Annotated in this window: 14 protein-coding genes and 1 pseudogene; 11 read left to right on the top strand and 4 right to left on the bottom strand. The window is 71.2% G+C overall.

The genetic code is table 11. The annotated features are described in order from the left end of the window. The first annotated feature begins 91 nt into the window (after positions 1 to 91). From ACWED2_RS41735 to ACWED2_RS41700, 8 genes and pseudogenes are all read left to right on the top strand, one after another. On the top strand, positions 92 to 406 hold the full coding sequence (locus ACWED2_RS41735) for a bifunctional 3-phenylpropionate/cinnamic acid dioxygenase ferredoxin subunit (protein ID WP_449696034.1): 315 nt from the start codon (positions 92 to 94) through the stop codon (positions 404 to 406). A 179-nt stretch (positions 407 to 585) separates the two neighbouring features. Next, positions 586 to 1263, top strand: a pseudogene (gene mtrA, locus ACWED2_RS41730) (MtrAB system response regulator MtrA). 7 nt (positions 1264 to 1270) lie between these two features. Next, entirely contained in the window at positions 1271 to 2998 is a 1728-nt protein-coding gene (gene mtrB, locus ACWED2_RS41725) for an MtrAB system histidine kinase MtrB (protein ID WP_449696033.1), read from the top strand. 59 nt (positions 2999 to 3057) lie between these two features. Further along, the gene (locus ACWED2_RS41720) at positions 3058 to 4767 is read left to right on the top strand and encodes an LpqB family beta-propeller domain-containing protein (RefSeq protein WP_449696032.1); all 1710 of its coding nucleotides are present in this window, start codon (positions 3058 to 3060) and stop codon (positions 4765 to 4767) included. Between the two features lie 71 nt (positions 4768 to 4838). Next, a complete protein-coding gene (locus ACWED2_RS41715; RefSeq protein ID WP_449696050.1) occupies positions 4839 to 5630 on the top strand; it encodes a ComF family protein in 792 nt (263 codons plus the stop codon). 745 nt (positions 5631 to 6375) lie between these two features. Continuing rightward, positions 6376 to 7062: a ribosome hibernation-promoting factor, HPF/YfiA family gene (gene hpf / locus ACWED2_RS41710; RefSeq protein WP_449696031.1), complete on the top strand. Its 687-nt coding sequence runs from the start codon at positions 6376 to 6378 to the stop codon at positions 7060 to 7062. A gap of 297 nt (positions 7063 to 7359) precedes the next feature. Then, positions 7360 to 10245 (top strand): preprotein translocase subunit SecA, encoded by a 2886-nt coding sequence (secA, locus tag ACWED2_RS41705; RefSeq protein ID WP_449696029.1) that lies wholly within the window; start codon positions 7360 to 7362, stop codon positions 10243 to 10245. A gap of 66 nt (positions 10246 to 10311) precedes the next feature. Further along, positions 10312 to 11517 (top strand): cytochrome P450, encoded by a 1206-nt coding sequence (locus ACWED2_RS41700; protein ID WP_449696028.1) that lies wholly within the window; start codon positions 10312 to 10314, stop codon positions 11515 to 11517. 156 nt (positions 11518 to 11673) lie between these two features. Here ACWED2_RS41700 and ACWED2_RS41695 read toward each other — a convergent pair whose 3' ends face one another. Further along, a complete protein-coding gene (locus tag ACWED2_RS41695) occupies positions 11674 to 12135 on the bottom strand; it encodes an Rv3235 family protein (protein WP_449696027.1) in 462 nt (153 codons plus the stop codon). A gap of 187 nt (positions 12136 to 12322) precedes the next feature. On the opposite strand from ACWED2_RS41695, the gene ACWED2_RS41690 reads away from it, so the two are divergent. Further along, positions 12323 to 12697: an HAD-IA family hydrolase gene (locus tag ACWED2_RS41690; RefSeq protein WP_449696049.1), complete on the top strand. Its 375-nt coding sequence runs from the start codon at positions 12323 to 12325 to the stop codon at positions 12695 to 12697. Positions 12698 to 12700: 3 nt separating this feature from the next. Here ACWED2_RS41690 and ACWED2_RS41685 read toward each other — a convergent pair whose 3' ends face one another. After that, positions 12701 to 13462, bottom strand: coding sequence for a TrmH family RNA methyltransferase (locus tag ACWED2_RS41685; protein WP_449696026.1), 762 nt, complete (start codon positions 13460 to 13462; stop codon positions 12701 to 12703). 34 nt (positions 13463 to 13496) lie between these two features. Between ACWED2_RS41685 and ACWED2_RS41680 the strand changes: the two genes are divergently transcribed. Continuing rightward, the gene (locus ACWED2_RS41680; RefSeq protein WP_449696025.1) at positions 13497 to 14903 is read left to right on the top strand and encodes a WS/DGAT/MGAT family O-acyltransferase; all 1407 of its coding nucleotides are present in this window, start codon (positions 13497 to 13499) and stop codon (positions 14901 to 14903) included. Further along, a complete protein-coding gene (locus tag ACWED2_RS41675; protein ID WP_364014012.1) occupies positions 14900 to 15391 on the top strand; it encodes a DUF6912 family protein in 492 nt (163 codons plus the stop codon). Before ACWED2_RS41680 ends, ACWED2_RS41675 begins: the two co-directional genes overlap by 4 nt. A 455-nt stretch (positions 15392 to 15846) precedes the next feature. On the opposite strand, the gene ACWED2_RS41670 is transcribed toward ACWED2_RS41675, so the two are convergent. Next, on the bottom strand, positions 15847 to 16584 hold the full coding sequence (locus ACWED2_RS41670) for a hypothetical protein (RefSeq protein WP_449696024.1): 738 nt from the start codon (positions 16582 to 16584) through the stop codon (positions 15847 to 15849). A 69-nt stretch (positions 16585 to 16653) separates the two neighbouring features. Then, positions 16654 to 17535 carry a hypothetical protein gene (locus ACWED2_RS41665; protein ID WP_449696023.1) on the bottom strand — a complete coding sequence of 294 codons (882 nt, stop codon included), beginning with the start codon at positions 17533 to 17535 and terminating at the stop codon, positions 16654 to 16656. Positions 17536 to 17574: the final 39 nt, after the last annotated feature.

The raw sequence follows: 17574 nt of genomic DNA, 5'->3' as shown, positions 1-17574 counted from the left end.
CGGATTGTTGCGGAGGAGGCACAGTGTCTCACAATGCGCAACTTTTACGTACCGTCCCGGCATCCTGCCAGTCGTTTTCCCGGAGGCCCTGATGATCCGAGCCTGCGCCGTCGCCGACCTGCCCGAAGGGGAGGCCCTCCGCCTCGACGGTCCCGCTCCGATCGCGGTGTTCCACACCGAGGACGGCTTCTTCGCCGTCGACGACACGTGCACGCACCAGGACGCTTCGCTGGCCGACGGCTGGCTCGAAGGCTGTTCCGTCGAATGCCCGCTGCACGCCGCGCGGTTCGACCTGCGCACCGGCGCGGCCACCTGCCTGCCGGCCAAGGACCCCGTGCGCACCCACCGCGTGGTCGTCACCGACGGCGTCGTGTACGTCGACGCGCCCGTGCCGGCCGTTCCCTGAGCCCTCCTCACAGGTCCGCGGAGGCCGCGCCGGGGTTCCGGCGCGGCCTCCGCGGACCGTCCAAAGCGGCCGGTACCGGCACCCGGATGGAGCAGGGGATGCACGCGATCTTGATCTTTCTGGTGGTCAAACACGCGGGTCGTGCGTGCGGGCGCCGGAACTAGTGCGAATATGTGGACATGAAGGCACGTGTTCTCGTGGTCGACGACGACCCCGCCCTCGCGGAGATGCTCACCATCGTGCTCCGTGGGGAGGGGTTCGACACGGCGGTGGTCGCCGACGGCTCACGCGCGCTGCCCGCGCTGCGTGAGCTGAAGCCCGACCTCGTCCTCCTCGACCTGATGCTGCCCGGGATGAACGGGATCGACGTCTGCAAGGCGATCCGCGCCGAGTCCGGGGTGCCGATCGTCATGCTCACCGCCAAGAGCGACACCGTCGACATAGTGCTCGGCCTGGAGTCCGGTGCCGACGACTACGTCGTCAAGCCGTTCAAGCCGAAGGAGCTGGTCGCGCGGGTCCGGGCCCGCATGCGCCGCACCGAGGCCGAGCCCGCGGAATCGCTCACCATCGGCGACCTGGCGATCGACGTGCCGGGCCACGAGGTCACGCGCGAAGGCAAGGCCATCCCGCTGACCCCGCTGGAGTTCGACCTGCTGGTGGCGCTGGCCCGCAAGCCGCGCCAGGTGTTCACCCGCGAGGTGCTGCTCTAGCAGGTGTGGGGCTACCGGCACGCGGCCGACACCCGGCTGGTGAACGTGCACGTCCAGCGCCTGCGTTCGAAGGTGGAGAAGGACCCGGAGCACCCCGAGGTGGTGTTGACCGTTCGCGGCGTCGGGTACAAGGCCGGCCCGCCGTGATGAGTCGATGAGCACGGAGACCGGCAGACGGCTCCCCGCCTTCGCGCGTTCGACGGCACGCCTGGTGCGGCGTGTCGTCGTTTTCGCGCGCCGCCGCGCGGTCGCGTTCAACGAGCTGTGGAAGCACTCGCTGCAGTTCCGCGTCACGGTGTCGACGCTCGCGCTGTCCTCGGCCGTCGTCTTCGTGCTCGGCATGGTGCTGCAGAACCAGATCACCGAACGGCTGCTGGACACCAAGCGCACGGCGGCGATCGCCCAGACCCGCGCGGCGGCGGAGACGGCCGCCGGCGAGCTCGTCGGCCTGGGCTCCTCCGAGAACGACGAGGCGCTCCGGAACCGCCTCGAAAACGCGCTGAAGAAGATCGCGATCACGCCGACCAGCCAGGAGGCGGCCGGGTCGGCGGCGGGCACGTTCGTCCCGGTGCTCGCGAGCGGGGGCCACGACCAGTCCGGTGGCCAGCTGTCGACCGCCGGCCCGTTCGAGAACGTGCCGCCGCGGCTGCGCCAGTTCGTCGAAGCCGATCAGATGAGCTTCCTCGAGCACACCGTCTCCGAGACCGGCGGCGCGCGCACGACGTACCTGATCGTCGGCACGCCGCTGAGCACCGTGGCCACCCCGCTGCAGCTGTACTTGCTGTTCCCGCTGACGACCGAGCAGAACACCGTCTCGACGGTGCAGAACACGCTGCTGGTCGGCGGGCTCGTGCTGCTGCTCCTGCTGGCGGGCATCACGAACCTGGTGACGCGGCAGGTGGTCCGCCCGGTCCGGCAGGCCGCCGCGGCGGCCGAGCAGTTCGCCGGCGGCGACCTTGACCAGCGGCTCGCCGTGCTCGGCGAAGACGACCTGGCGAAGCTCGCGGTGTCCTACAACGGGATGGCCGCGAGCATCCAGCGCCAGATCCGCCAGCTCGAGGAGTTCGGCGGGCTGCAGCGCCGGTTCACCTCCGACGTCTCGCACGAGCTGCGCACCCCGCTGACCACCGTCCGCATGGCCGCCGACGTGCTGCACGCGTCCCGCGAGCAGTTCCCGGCCGGGCTCGCGCGCTCGACGGAGCTGCTGGTCGACGAGCTCGACCGGTTCGAAGCGCTGCTCGGCGACCTCCTGGAGATCAGCAGGCTCGACGCCGGCGTCGAGGAGCTGGCCGCCGAGTTCATCGACGTCCGCCCGATCGCCACCCGCGCGGTCGAGCAGGTGCGGGTGATCGCCGGCAACGCGGGCTCCTCGGTCGAGCTGGTGCTGCCCGAGGAAGAAGTGATCGCCGAGGTCGACGCCCGGCGCGTGGAGCGGATCCTGCGCAACCTGCTCGCCAACGCCGTCGACCACAGCGAGGGCAAGCCGGTGGTGCTGACGGTCGGGGCGAACGAAACCGCCGTCGCCGTCACGGTCCGGGACCACGGCGTCGGCCTGCGGCCCGGCGAAGCGGACCTGGTGTTCAACCGGTTCTGGCGGGCCGACCCGTCGCGCAACCGGCGCACCGGCGGCACCGGGCTGGGCCTGGCGATCAGCCAGGAGGACGCGCGCCTGCACGGCGGCGAGCTCGACGCGTGGGGCGAGCCGGGCCACGGTGCCTGCTTCCGGCTCCTGCTGCCGCGCCGCCAGGACGTGCCCGCGGGTGACTCGCCGCTGGTCCTGCCGCCGCCCGACCGGTTCGCCGCCGAGGTGCCGCTCGGGGTCATCGACGTCACGCCGGCGCCGGAGGCGATCTTCGCCGAACGTGAGGGAATCGGTCAGTGAATCACCAGGTTTTCCGGGGGTCCGGGTGGCGGAGCCCCCGGCCCGGGGCGAAGCTCCGGGTGAAGCGGTTCTTGGTCTTGGTGTTGTGCTCGGTGCTGCTTGCCGGGTGCGCCAACGTGCCGCTGGAGTCGCAGCCGCAGGTGGTGCCCGGCGAACGCCAGGGCCAGAGCGCCGGTGACGTGGTCCCGGAGCCGCCGCTGAACATCGACCCGCTCTCGCTCGTCCGCGCCTTCATCGGGGCGACGCTCAAGCAGGGCCAGAACAACGCCGCCGCGCGCGCCTACCTCGACGAACAGGGCCGGGCGGGCTGGCGGCCGAGCCGCAGCCTGACGATCATCCAGGACACCTTCGGCACGGTCTACGACACCGGTCCGCCGCCGGACCCGAACACCCAGGTCGTCAACGTGCGCGGGATCGACATCGGCACGCTGGACCAGAACAGCGCGTTCGTGCCGGACTACAGCTCGGCGCTGCTGCAGGTGAAGGTGCGCAAGCAGGCGAACAACCAGTGGCGGATCGTCGACCCGCCGGCCGAGCTGTACGCGACCGAGTCCGACTTCAGCGAGAACTACACGCCGGTGCCGGTGAGCTTCTACTCGGAGTCGTCGGCCACCTTCGTCCCCGATCGGCGCTACGTCGTCGCGAAGCCGCAGTCCGGGCTGCCGGGCCGGGTGATGGACCTGCTGGTCAGTGGGCCGTCGGCGGGCCTGGCCGGCGCGGTGAAGAACCTCCTGGGCGAACCCATCGAGATCGACACGAACGTCAAGAGCCTCGACGACGGGACGCTGGTGGTGCCGCTGACCGGGCTCTCCGGGGTGCCCGACGACATCCGGAACCTGATCGCCGCGCAGATCGTGCTTTCGCTGCAGTACGTCACGTCGGCCCGGATCCGCATCCTCGCCGACGGCGCGCCGCTGGTGCCGAACCACCCGGACTGGCGGCAGAACGAGCTGCCCGCGTACGGCGCGTCGCTGTCGATCAGCCCGCCGCTGCAGGGCCTGATGACGGTCGGCGGCCGGGTCCGGTCCCTCACCGACGGCCTGCCGGTGCCGGGGCCGGCGGGCAACGGCGGGTACGACGTCGTGAGCGGGGCCCAGTCGATCGACGGCAAGCGCCTGGCGGTGGTGGAGCGCAGTGGCGGCGGCGTGCGCCTGCGGATCGGCGACTTCGGGCACGACCTGGCGCTGACCACCCTCGGCGGCAGCTCCCTGACCCGCCCGACGTGGCGCCCCGGCACCGGGGAGCTGTGGACGGTGGTCGACGGGCTGTCGGTGGGCCGGATGGTGCTCGACCAGAACGGCCAGTGGACGGCGCTGAGCGTCAACGCCACGGACCTGACCCAGCAGGGCGACCTCACGGAGCTGCGGTTTTCCCGCGACGGCGCCCGTGTGGCGGCGGTGATCAAGGGCGAGCTGTGGGTGGCTTCGGTGGTCGCCAGCGGCGACTCGGTGTCCCTGCGCGAGCCGCGCCACCTGCAGCCGCACGACCTCGAGGACGTCGTCGACGTCGACTGGGTCGCCCCGGACGCGCTGGTGGCGGCCACGAAGTCGCCGTCGCAGCCGGTGGTCAAGGTGACGGTGGACGGCCAGCGCCTGGACGCGTTCAACAGCAGCAACCTCACCCCGACGGTCCACGGCGTGACGGCGGCCACCGGCCGCCCGATCGTGGTGGCGGACGCCAACGGCCTCTGGACGGCATCGGTGCTGGGCGAAGTGTGGCGCCCGCACAACCACACGATGAAGGACGCGGATCCCTTCTATCCGGGCTGATCTTTTTCACGCCTGTGGGTGACGGCTGGACGTCCGGAACTGTCGGTGCCGGTCGCGACACTGTCGGTGTGCTGAAGAGACTGCTCGATCTGCTGATCCCCAGCCGCTGCGCCGCGTGCGGAGCCCGGGGCGCGCCGTGCTGCGCCCGGTGCGAGCGCGTGTGGGGTGCGGCGCGGGAGGTGGTGCGCGCCCCGACGGCGGGGGTGGTGCGGGTGTTCGCGCTGGCCCGCTACCGCGGGGTGGGCCGCCGGCTGCTGATCGCCTACAAGGAGCGCGGCCGTCGCGATCTGGCGCCGTCGCTGGGGCGGGTTCTGGCGGAGGCGCTGGTGGCGCTGCCGCTGGAGCCGGCGTCGCCGGCCGGCACCCGTGCTCGCTTGGCCGGTCCCGCTCCAGGGTCGGGTGGGCCGAGTCCGGCAGGGCCTTCGCCCCGCGCTGCCTCCTCCGGTACCGCTTCCGGCCCGGAGCCGCCCACCCCGCCAAGGCCCCCGACGCGAGCGATCTGCCTGGTCCCCGCCCCCAGCCGTCCGTCGGCCGCGCGCGTCCGAGGGGGCCCGCACGTCGAGCGCCTGGCCAACGCGGCCGCGGGCGTCCTGGCGGCGCGAGGCATCGAAGTCGCGGTCGCCCCGGCTTTGGAACTGGCGGCATCGGCCCGCGATGCGGTCGGCCTCGGCCGCGAACAGCGCCAGGCCAACCTGGCAACCCACCTGAGATTCCGTGAAACCGGCCGGCCACCTCCGGGCTTCGGCATCGTCGTGCTGGACGACGTGATCACGACCGGCGCCACCGCGGCCGCCTGCACCCGAGCCCTGGTGGCGGCGGGCTTCACCGTCTCCGCCGTCCTGACCCTCCTGGCCGCCGGCTGAACCGGCCGGGCCCACACTCGGGAAGAGCACCCATGGCACCACTGTGGACCTTCTCCGGGAAGCGCGCAGAACGCCGGCGAAAACGGTGGTACCGGTTCCGCGCTTCACCTCGACCGAACATCGACAGCGCCGGTTCCGATCCCACTGTTCCCCAGCTCAGGCGTCAAAAAAGGCCGGCGAGAACCGCTTCTCGCACCCGGGTGAACCCGCTATCACCTACACGAGTGACAACAAGCGGGAACGCGAGCGGACCGGCGCCCGTTGTCCGGGCATGAGGGTGTCGATCACGATCACTCGGCCGCCGCACCACTCCACCGGAGTGGCGGCTGCGCGAGACGGGGTCGTCACCCTCGGCGTCCAGCGGCAGGCAGCGATGCGCCGTCCGTGTGAAAGCACGAGGAGCGCGCCGCGTCCGACCAGCGGGTGTTTTGCGGTGCCCACTTCGCGATCACTGCGCGGGGTGACCGAGTCCCATCTCCTGACATCCCCCGGCTCGGGGGCTGTTGTAACGGGCGTGGGGAAGCTAACGTGCTCCGCAATCAGCAATCCCCGCAGGCAGGGAGGTGACGAGCCCATGTCCCTGGCGCCGGAGGTGCGCTGAGTCCGCGCTCGGTCACCGGAACGAGACGTCGTCCACCGTTTCCGAGTTCCTTCTCAGCCCGCGATCCGGGCTTACGTCCCCGCAATACCGGCGCCGTGTGTGAAACACATCAGCTCGCAGTCATCTCAGCGAGGGAGGTCGTGTATGGACATCGTCGTTAAGGGCCGCAACGTGGAGGTGCCCGACCACTATCGGGCGCTTGTCAGCGAAAAGCTGGCCCGCCTCGAGCGCTACGACAGGAAAGTCATCCGGTACGACGTGGAACTGTTCCACGAACCCAACCGGCGCCAGGCCAAGAGCTGCCAGCGCGTCGAAATCACCGGAAAGGGGCGGGGCCCGGCCGTACGCGCTGAAGCGTGTGCCGCCGACTTCTACGCGGCGCTCGATTCCGCAGTCACCAAGCTGGAAAACCGGCTGCGGAGGACACACGACCGGAGGCGCGTGCACTACGGCCGCAGCCGCCCGGAATCGGTCGCCGAAGCGACCTCGGCACTGCCGGGTGGTGGATCCCCGGCCGCAGCCAGTCCCGCCGCGCGTACCGCGGTGTTGGACGCACCCGAAGCCGAACCGCAGCCGAACGGCTTCGCGAGTGCCGAAGAATTCCACCTGCCCCAGCAGCAGAGCTGGGCCGACGACGACCTGGGTCACCAGCCCGGCCGCGTCGTTCGCGAGAAGCAGCACACCGCGGAGCCCATGACGGTGGACCAGGCTCTCTACGAGATGGAGCTGGTCGGCCACGACTTCTACCTCTTCAACGACTCCGACGCGGGCCGGCCCAGCGTGGTCTACCGGCGGAAAGGCTTCGACTACGGCGTGATCCGGCTCGGCTGAGCCGGGTTCGAAGGAGGCCGGGACGGAGGGTCCGCACGCGCTCGCGTGCGGGCCCTCCGCATGTCAGAGCCTTATTCTGGTTAGGCTGGCGCTACGGACCGCAGGCCGTCCACCTACGTGACATTCGCGCCGGCCGACGGCTGAATAAGGTTCTCAGGACGTACGGCGTGTGCACACGAGCGCCACCGTTCCCTACGATGGGGGTGGGAAGGTGGCGCCGAACACGGCCGCCACCGCGGGAGAACCTGCCCGGGACCGGCCTGGGCGCGCTCATATTCAGCTAGTGAGGTCGACCGGATGGTGCTGAACCGCCTGCTCCGCGCGGGTGAGGGCAAGATGGTGAAGCGGCTGCGCAACATCGCCGATCACATCAACACCCTCGAAGACGACGTCAAGGACCTGACCGACGCCGAGCTGCGGGCCAAGACCGAGGAGTTCCGCAAGCGGAACGGCGACGGCGAATCCCTCGACGACCTGCTGCCGGAGGCCTTCGCGGTCGTCCGGGAAGCGGCCAAGCGGGTGCTCGGCCAGCGCCACTTCGACGTCCAGCTGATGGGCGGTGCGGCGCTGCACCTCGGCCAGGTCGCCGAGATGAAGACCGGCGAGGGCAAGACGCTCACCTGCGTCCTCCCCGCCTACCTCAACGCCATCCCCGGCAAGGGCGTCCACGTCGTCACGACGAACGACTACCTGGCCAAGCGCGACTCGGAGTGGATGGGCCGCATCCACCGCTTCCTCGGCCTCGAGGTCGGCGTGATCCTCTCGGAGCAGCAGCCGGACGTGCGGCGCTCCCAGTACAACGCCGACATCACCTACGGCACGAACAACGAGTTCGGCTTCGACTACCTGCGCGACAACATGGCGTGGAGCCTCGACGACTGCGTGCAGCGCGGGCACAACTTCGCCATCGTCGACGAGGTGGACTCGATCCTCATCGACGAGGCCCGGACGCCGCTGATCATCTCCGGCCCGGCCGACCAGTCGTCGCGCTGGTACGTCGAGTTCGCCCGGCTCGCCCCGCTGATGCAGGGCATCGACACCACCACGATGGGGTCGCGCGAGCGCGTCGAGAAGACGAACCTGATCAACTCGAAGTACCACTACGAGGTCGACCAGCGGAAGCGCACCGTCGCGGTCACCGAGAAGGGCGTCCGGTTCGTCGAGGACCAGCTCGGCATCGACAACCTGTACGAGGCCGCGAACACACCGCTGGTCGGGTACCTGAACAACGCGCTGAAGGTCCAGGAGCTCTTCCACCGCGACAAGGACTACATCGTCCGCAACGGCGAAGTCATGATCGTCGACGAGTTCACCGGGCGCATCCTGCACGGCCGCCGCTACAACGAGGGCATGCACCAGGCGATCGAGGCCAAGGAAAAGGTCGAGATCAAGGCCGAGAACCAGACCCTGGCGACGATCACGCTGCAGAACTACTTCCGGCTCTACGAAAAGCTGTCCGGCATGACCGGTACGGCCGAGACCGAGGCCGCGGAGTTCCACCAGACCTACAAGCTGGGTGTGGTGCCGATCCCGACGAACCGGCCGATGATCCGCCAGGACCAGCCGGACCTGATCTACAAGACCGAGCAGGCCAAGTTCGAGGCCGTGGCCGAGGACATCGCCGAGCGGCACGAAAAGGGCCAGCCGGTGCTGGTCGGCACGACGAGCGTCGAGAAGTCCGAGCACCTGTCGAAGCTGCTGGTGAAGCTGAGCGTGCCGCACGAGGTGCTGAACGCGAAGCACCACGACCGCGAGGCCCTGATCGTCGCCCGCGCGGGCCAGAAGGGCGCCGTCACGGTCGCCACGAACATGGCCGGCCGCGGTACCGACATCGTGCTCGGCGGCAACCCCGACCTCATCGCCGACCAGGTGCTGCGGGAGCGCGGCCTGGACCCGGTCGAGCACTCCGAGGAGTACGAGGCCGCCTGGCCCGAGGTCCTCGAGCAGGTCAAGGCGGAGTCGAAGGCCGAAGGCGAAGAGGTCCGCGAGGCGGGCGGGCTCTACGTCCTGGGCACCGAGCGGCACGAGTCGCGCCGCATCGACAACCAGCTGCGCGGCCGGTCCGGCCGTCAGGGCGACCCGGGCGAGTCCCGCTTCTACCTGTCGCTCGGTGACGAGCTGATGCGCCGCTTCAACGCGACCATGGTCGAGCGCGTCATGACGACCATGCGGCTGCCCGACGACGTGCCGATCGAGCACAAGATGGTCTCCAAGGCCATCAAGAGCGCGCAGACCCAGGTCGAGCAGATCAACATGGAGCAGCGCAAGGACGTCCTCAAGTACGACGAGGTCATGAACGAGCAGCGCAAGGTGATCTACGCCGAGCGCCACCGCGTCCTGGCCGGCGAGAACCTGCGCGACCAGATCGAGGGCATGCTCGAGGACGTCGTCAACGCCTATGTGGACGGTGCGACGGCCAACGGCTACGCCGAGGACTGGGACCACGAGAAGCTGTGGTCGGCGCTGAAGCAGCTCTACCCGGTCAGCGTGACCTGGGACGAGCTGATGGAAGACGGCGACCTCGACGCCGACGGCCTGCGCCAGGCGCTGCTCGAAGACGCCCGCCGCGCGTACGACCAGCGCGAAGAGGAGATCAACGCGCTCGTCGGCCCGGAGGGCATGCGGACCCTGGAGCACCAGGTGATGCTGACGGTCCTCGACCGCAAGTGGCGCGAGCACCTCTACGAGATGGACTACCTCAAGCAGGGCATCGGCATGCGGGCGCTGGCGCAGCGCGACCCGCTGATCGAGTACCAGCGCGAGGGCTTCGACATGTTCCGCGCGATGCTCGACTCGCTGAAGGAGGAGGCCGTCGGCTTCCTGTTCAACCTGCAGGTCGAGCGCGCGGAGGCCCCGCCGGCCGAGGAGGCCGCGGCGCTGCCGACGGGCGTCCCGACCGGCAACGGCCAGGCGACGGAAGGCCGCCACGCGCGGCCGGCGCCGCCGCAGCCGCCGACGACCGACACCGAGTCCGTCCCGGCCGCCCTGCGCGGCAAGGGCCTCGGTGGCGGTGGCCAGCAGCCGGGCATGATGCTGTCCGGCCCGGGTGAGGACGGCGAGGTCGAGTCCCACGTCGAGGGCGGGCCGCAGGCCGCGGGCGGTGGTGCCGGCGGGACCCGCCGCGATCGTCGCGCCGCCCAGCGTGACGCCGCCAAGAAGGGCAAGAAGGGCCCGCGTCGCTGACACGGGTGTGACCGGGGCGCGCGGGGAGACCCGCGCGCCCCGAAGTCGTTGATGGGGGATGTCTCGATGACCACGGCGGATCCGCAGGAGTTCTTCGCGCTGTTCGCCGCCGAGCGGCGGCCGGACCCGTACCCGCACTACCGGCGGTGGCGTGAGAGCCGGCCGGTGGCGGCCCTCGCGGAGCGGATGTTCGTGGCCAGCGGCCTCGCCGAAGCCACGCAGGTGCTGCGCGACCCGGCGTTCGGGCACCCCGAACCCGAGTACCTGGATCCGGCGGACCGGCTCCCGGACCAGCCGGTCGACGAATCGGGACGGGTGGTCCGGGCGTTCCTGTCGCTGAACCCGCCGGACCACACGCGCCTGCGGCGGCTGGTGGCGAAGGCGTTCACCCCGCGGATGGTGGAGCAGCTGGCGCCGCGCATCGAGGAGATCGCGGCCGCGCTCGTCGACCGCGCGCCGGCCGGGTTCGACCTGATGACGGCGCTCGCGAAGCCGTTGCCGGTCGAAGTGATCGCCGAGCTCCTCGGCGTGCCGCTGGACGACCGCGAGCGCTTCGCGGAGTGGTCGCACGCGATGGCGCGAGCGCTGGACCCGCCGTTCCTGCAGCGCCCCGAGACGCTCGAACCGGCGGTGAAGGCGCGGCAGTCGTTCGTGGCGTACTTCCGCGCACTGGCCGCCGACCGGCGGCGCGCCCCGGGCGAAGACCTGCTGTCGGCGCTGGTGGCGGTATCGGACGCGGGCGACGTGCTCAGCGAAGGCGAGCTCCTGGTGACGCTCACGCTCCTGCTGATCGCCGGCCACGAGACGACGACGAACTTGATCGGCAACGGCGTCTTGGCGCTCCTGCGCGCCCCGGAGGGCCTGAAGCCGCTGGGTGCGGACGGCGAGCACGCGGCGCGCGTGGTGGAGGAGGCCCTGCGCTACGACTCGCCGGTCCAGCTGACGGCCCGCACGGCCCTGCGTGACACGACGCTGGCGGAGCTGCCGGTACCGGCGGGCAGCCAGGTGATAGTCCTCGTCGGAGCGGCCAACCGCGACCCGGCGACCGGGCCGTCGCCGGACTCGTTCGACCCGGCGCGGGAGCCGGGCCGCCACCTGGCGTTCGGCCAGGGGATCCACTTCTGCCTGGGAGCGCCGTTGGCGCGGCTGGAGGCCCGGATCGCCTTCCGCGAGCTGGCTCGCCGCCGTCCGGGGCTGGCCTTGGCGGGACCGCCGGAGTGGAACCCGACGACCACCCTGCGCGGCCTGGCGGCCCTCCCGGTGACCAGCTGAACAAGCGCTCGCCTGACCGGTGCCGCGCGTCCGAGGCTGCGTCGGCAGCGGCCAAGCGAAGCGCACCAATGTGCCTTCGGTGCTCCGGCCAAGCCCCGCCATCACCCTCGACGGAGGCACTCAGCGCCGGCGGCGAGCGGCCCTCGCCACCCCACCTCACGCCGCCCGCCGGATCGGGTTCGCCGGCGGCTGCGGTTTCAACACGGCGAACCTTTCGCACCGCCAGCCCGTCGGCGTGCGGGTGAAGCGGGCCGCCAGCGCGAACGACCGGCCGTCCGCCTCCACGCGGGCGCACGCCTCGACCACCTCCGGTGCCGGGGTGCACGTGTGGACCGTCTGCGTCCGGTGCCGTGGCCGCGGCGGGCAGGGGCCGGCCAGGCTCGCGTAGACCTCCGGCGCCACCAATGCGCGGATCTGCGCCGCCGGGCGGCGGCCGTCGTACGCCTCCAGCAGCATGTTCAGCAGGTGGCTCACTTCGCCCGCTTCGGGCTGCCTCGGCGCCGGGCACCGCGCGCCGCCGGGTTGCCGGTGCCCGCTCGGTGTCACGTCTTCCGGACGGTCCGCCCCGCGTGGCGCCTCGCAGTGGATCAGCGTCCGCAACCGGTGTTCCTCGATCATTTCCTGCCCTCCCTGGCTCGGCTTTCGCTTAGAGGTGGGAACGGGCCGAAAAGGACACCGGAATCGCACGATCCGGGCGAGAACCGCGGAAGCCGTGGATTCCCGGCGACCGATGCGGTAAGCCGACCGGTTCGTGAGACACCGCGTTGCCGCCCCGGCTATGGTGTGCGGGGTGCTGAAAGGGCTGTTGGTCGATTTCGCCGGGGTGCTCACCGATCCCGACGCCGGCCGGTTCTACGACTACCTCGTGTCCGCACGCGAGCGCGGCGTCCGCACCGCGCTGCTGTCGAACGCCCCTGGCGCGTCGGACGAGGTCAAGAACACGATGTTCGGCTATTTCGACGCTCTGGTGTTCTCCGGTGAGGTCGGCGTGGCCAAACCTGATCCGGCGGTCTACCTGATCGCGGCCGACCGGCTCGGGTTGCCCGCCACGCGCTGCGCCTTCGTCGACGACTCCGCGACGAACATCCGCGGCGCCGTCGAGGCGGGCATGGTCGGGGTGCACCACCGGTCGGTCAGCGAGACGCTGGACGAGCTCGCCGTGCTGTTCGCGGCCGGGTGAGGGTCAGCGCGCGCGGCGGACCAGCTCGAACGACAGCACCGCGGCCGCGGCCGAGACGTTCAGCGACTCGACCTCGCCCGGCATCGGGATCGACACCCACTCCGTGACGAGCTCGCCGACCTCGGGCCCGACTCCGGCCGTCTCACCGCCGAGGACGAACGCCGCGCGCTGCGGCAGGTCCACGTCGAACACCGTCGCCCGAGCCGAAGCGCCCAGCGCGTAGAGCCCGTAGCCGGCCTCGGTGAGCATCTCCGCGGCCTCGCGCGCCGAGCCGCAGCGCAGCACCGGCGCGCGGAACGCCACCCCGGCCGAGGCCTTGACCACCAGCGGGTCGAGCGCCGCGACACCGCGCCGCGGCACGATCACGCCGTCCAGCCCGGCCGCGGTCGCCGTCCGCAGGATCATGCCGACGTTCGCGGGCGTGGTGATGCCGTCCAGCAGCAGCACCCGCGACGGCGGCCGCCGGTCGGCCAGCGCCGCGGAAAGCGCTCGCATCCGCGGGGCGACGACGTCGGCGAGCACGCCCTGGTCCTGCTTGCCGTTGCCGGCGAGCACCTTCACCCGGTGCGCGCTGGCGCGCTGCACCGGCACGCCGGCCGCCTTCGCCGCGCGCTGGATCTCGGCCGCGCCGGGGCCGCGGGCGGTGTCGGCCAGGATCACCTTGTCCACGCGCAGGCCGTCGTCCGCCAGTGCCTCGAGCACCGGCTTCCGGCCGTACACGGTCAGGAAGCGGTCCTTCGGCGAGATAGTCGACTCATCACCCACACCCAGCAGTCTCGCACTGTGCGACGATCGCCTCATGCCCGACCGCCTTTCCGCGCTGGACGCCTCGTTCCTCTACGTCGAGGACCACGCGACCCCGATGCACGTCGGCGGCGTGGCGATCTTCGAGCGGCCGCGCTCCGGGTTCGGCTACTCGCAGCTGGTCGACCTCATCGGCGGGCGGCTGGCGTACCTGCCGCGCTACCGGCAGCGCGTGCTCGAGGTGCCCGGCCACCTGGCGCGGCCGGTGTGGGTGGACGACGTCGACTTCGACCTGAACTACCACGTCCGGCGCTCGGCGCTGCCCCAGCCGGGCAGCGACGAGCAGCTGTTCGACCTGGTGGCGCGCCTGATGTCGCGCCGGCTGGCGCCGGAGCGGCCGCTCTGGGAGGCGTACTTCATCGAGGGCCTGGCCGGCGACCGGGTGGCGCTGGTCACGAAGACCCACCAGTCCGTTGTGGACGGTGTCGGCACGATCGACCTCGGTCAGATCGTCCTCGACGCGGCGCCGGCCGAGCCGGAGCCGTTCGAGGACTTCTGGACGCCGCGCCGCGAGCCGAGCCGCGCCCAGCTGGTGCTGGACGCGATCAGCGAGGGCGTCCAGCGGCCGGGCGAGGTGGTGGAGAACGTCCGGTCGGCGGCGAACGACGCGTTCGCGGCGGCGGGCAAGTTCGCCGAGACGGTCGGCGGGGTGGCGTCGACCCTGCGCACGCTGGTGAGCCCGGCACCGTCCGGGCCGCTGAACGTCCGGGTCTCGGGTGGTCGCGTGTTCTCCGTGGTCCGCACGCGGCTGGAGGACTTCCGCAAGATCCGCGCGGCGCACGGCGGCACGGTCAACGACGTCGTCCTCGCGGCCATCACCGGGGCGCTGCGCGAATGGCTCCTTTCGCGCGAAGTGCAGCTGACGCCGAACGCGACGATCCGCGCGCTGGTGCCACTGGCGGTCCGCGACGCGGAGACGCCCGGGTACTCGACGCCCGGGCTGGTCGGCAACCAGGTGGCGGCGTACCTGGTGGACCTGCCGGTCGGCGAGCCGAACCCGGTCCTGCGGCTGCAGCACATCGGCCACGCGATGGCCGAGCACCTCGATTCGGGCCGGTCGGTGGCGGCGCGCGGCCTGCTCAAGGTGGGCGGCTTCGCCCCGGCTACGCTCCACTCGCTCGGCGCGCGAGCGGCGGGGTCGCTGTCCGGGCGCATCTTCAACGTCATGGTGACCAATTCACCGGGCCCCCAGGTGCCGATGTACGCGGGAGAGGCCAGACTGGTCGAGATGTTCCCGGTGATGCCGCTGATGCGCACCCAGGCGCTGGCGATCGGGGTGACGTCCTACCACGGCGGCGTCTACTTCGGACTGAATGGCGACCGCAAGGCCGCGTTCGACGTCGATCTGGTCGCCGGGATGATCGAAGAGTCCTTGGAAGAGCTGAAGGGTGCGCACTGGTGAGGGTCTATCTGCCTGCGACCATCGCGATGCTTCGCGACCTCGAGACATCGGGGGAGTTCCGCGCCCGCAGCGGAACGGCGTTCGCGCTGACCCCGGCGTTGCGCGAGGCGTACGTGAGCGGGTCGGACGAGGAGCTGGAGTACGCGGCGTTGCTGGACGCGGCCCGGGCCTCGTTGCGCCTGATCGCGGCGGAGGAGAAGGGCGAGCCGCGCCGGGTGGTCGTGTCGGCGGACGTGGCGGGCGTGACGTTGCGGCCGGACCTGGACGCCCCGGTGGTCCGCATCGGCGGCCCGATCCCGCTGTCGGCGGTGGCGGCGATCCACGTGGACGCCCCGGAGGCGGCCGAGGCGGTGGCCGCGGCGGCCGCGGTGATCGACGCGGCGGACCTGGGGGACCCGGACGCGGAGTTCACGCTGGGGGACGCCGAGGACCACGAGCTGGCTTGGTACGCGCCGCAGGAGCTGCCGTTCCTGCTCGAGTTGCTCTGAGGCCGCCGTCCACAATGGGCGCCCCCTGTGGACAACTGCCTCTGAGCTGAGGTTTTGTCGGTGGGGGCCGGTAGAATGGAACTGGGGACGCCCCCCTGGGAGGGCGGGGGTGCCGGCTAGGTCGGAGGGCCCTTTCTGGTGGCTTGCCGTCGTGAGCGGCATACTGCCGGCCCGACCTGCACCCCACCCAGACCCCCCCACCGCCCCGATCCGAAGCCAGAACGCGGCCGGTAGTGCCGGGTCAAGGCACGCTTTCCCGCCTTGACGCGGTGCTGCCGGCCGTAGTCACAATCCCGGCTTCGGGGTGGTGGGCACCAACAGCCCGTCGGCCGAGCAAGTCATGGCCGGCTTCAGCAACCTCGCCAGCGCACACCGACAAGCCGGACACACCACCCTGCTCGGCATCCCCACACGACCAACACAACGACATCACCGGAACCCTGCCGGGGGAGCGGCTACCCCACCTCGCCCGCCGGCGGCGCCTGGATCTCGACCGGGATGCCCCAGTCCGAATAACGCGTCGTGATACGAGCTTCTGAGCCCGGCAGGATCGGCGACATGTCCAGCACGATCTGCATCGGCCGGTGCGCCTCGTCGAGCCACAGCTCCACCGGGAACCTGCCGCCCACCCGGCCCGCCGCGTCCGACGGCAGCCCGGCCGGCAGGTCCGTGCCCAGGCGCGCCAGATCCAGGTCGATCCGGTAGTGCTCCGCCGGCGCGCCGTTCAGCTGGCCCCGCTCGGCCGCGACGATCGTGCCCGCCGTGCGGATCTCGCCCAGTGTGTGCGCCGGGTCGTTCTGCGCGGCCAGCTGGGTCAGACTGCCGCCGAGGACCTGGGAAAACGGGTCCGTGCCGTCCGCGGCGACCACCACCCACGGCTTGCCGGCGTCGTCGCGTGGCACCTTCGCGTACAGCGTCCCGCCCACCAGCCGCAGCTCCACCGGCTCGCCGAGGACGTCCGTCGTCATCACCTGGGCCGTCCCGCCCGCGCCGAACCGGGCCTGGCCCTGGCCCTTCGACCGGATCGAGCCGACCGCGACGTCCGTGCCGAACTTCGCCGAGCCGCCGCTCGCCGTGGCCGCCGTGGCGGCGTCCGCCAAGGCGCGCGCGTCTTCGAACGCCGGGCGTCGCGGCGGGTCGGAACACGCGCCGGCGAGCAGAGCAGCTAGCAGCACCAGGACGGCTTTGCGCATGGCGCAACAAAAACACAGCGGCTCCCCCGACCTCGTTCGGGGGAGCCGCCGCTACTCAGCGTCGCGCGGTCAGCGACCGGCCTTCTTCAGCAGCTCGCCGAGGTCGACGACCTGGTCGGCGGGCGGGGCCGCCACGTCCACCTGGGTGCCCCAGTCGCTGTACTTCATCGTGAACTTCGCGTCACCGGCCGGCACGCCCAGCGCCTGCATCATCGGGCCCTGGTCCATGGTGACCTGCACGGGCAGGTTGTCCTTGTTCAGCCACAGCTCGGCCGGGAGCTTGACGTCCTTGCCCTTGAGCATGTCCGTGAGCTTTTCGCGCGCCGCGGCCGGGACCTGGCCGGTGAACTGGTCGACGGACTTGGCGACGTCGAGCTCGACCTTGTAGTGGTTGACCTTCTCACCGTCCAGTTCGGTCTGGTCGGACGAGATGATCCGGCCCGTCTTGGAGATCTGGTCGAGCATCTTGCTCGGGTCGCTCTGCTCCGCCGACTGCGACAGCGCGCCGCCGAGGGCCTGCGAGAGCGGGTCGGTGCCGTCGGCCGAGATCTTGGCCCACGCCTTGTCCGTGCCCACCTGCTTCTGCTGATCGGCGGGCAGCTTGATGTACATGACCTTGTCGACCAGGCGCATCTCGGTCGTCTGACCGGCGGCCGTGCTCGTCATCGAGAACTTGGTGTCCGTCTCGTCCATGGCCATCGCCCCGGTGGCGGTCAGCTTCTCGCCGGCGACCGAGCCTTCCATGGTGAACTTCGCCGACTTGGACTTCTCGGTGCCCTGCTTGGACGCCGAGGCCAGCTGGATCGCGTCGGTGAACGGCGAAGCCAGGCCCTTCGACTGGGCCTGGGTCTGCCCGGCCGGTTCGGCGGTGCCGGTGGCGGCGTTGCCGCTGCACGCGGTCAGCGTCAGAACCAGTGCGGCGCCGGCCGCGACCAGGGTGGTCTTGCGCATGTACTTCCCCTCAAGATCGGATTCTCCGCTGGCATATCG

It is taken from the genome of Amycolatopsis sp. NPDC005003, assembly GCF_053600695.1.
This window is presented reverse-complemented; position numbering and strand designations above follow the sequence as displayed.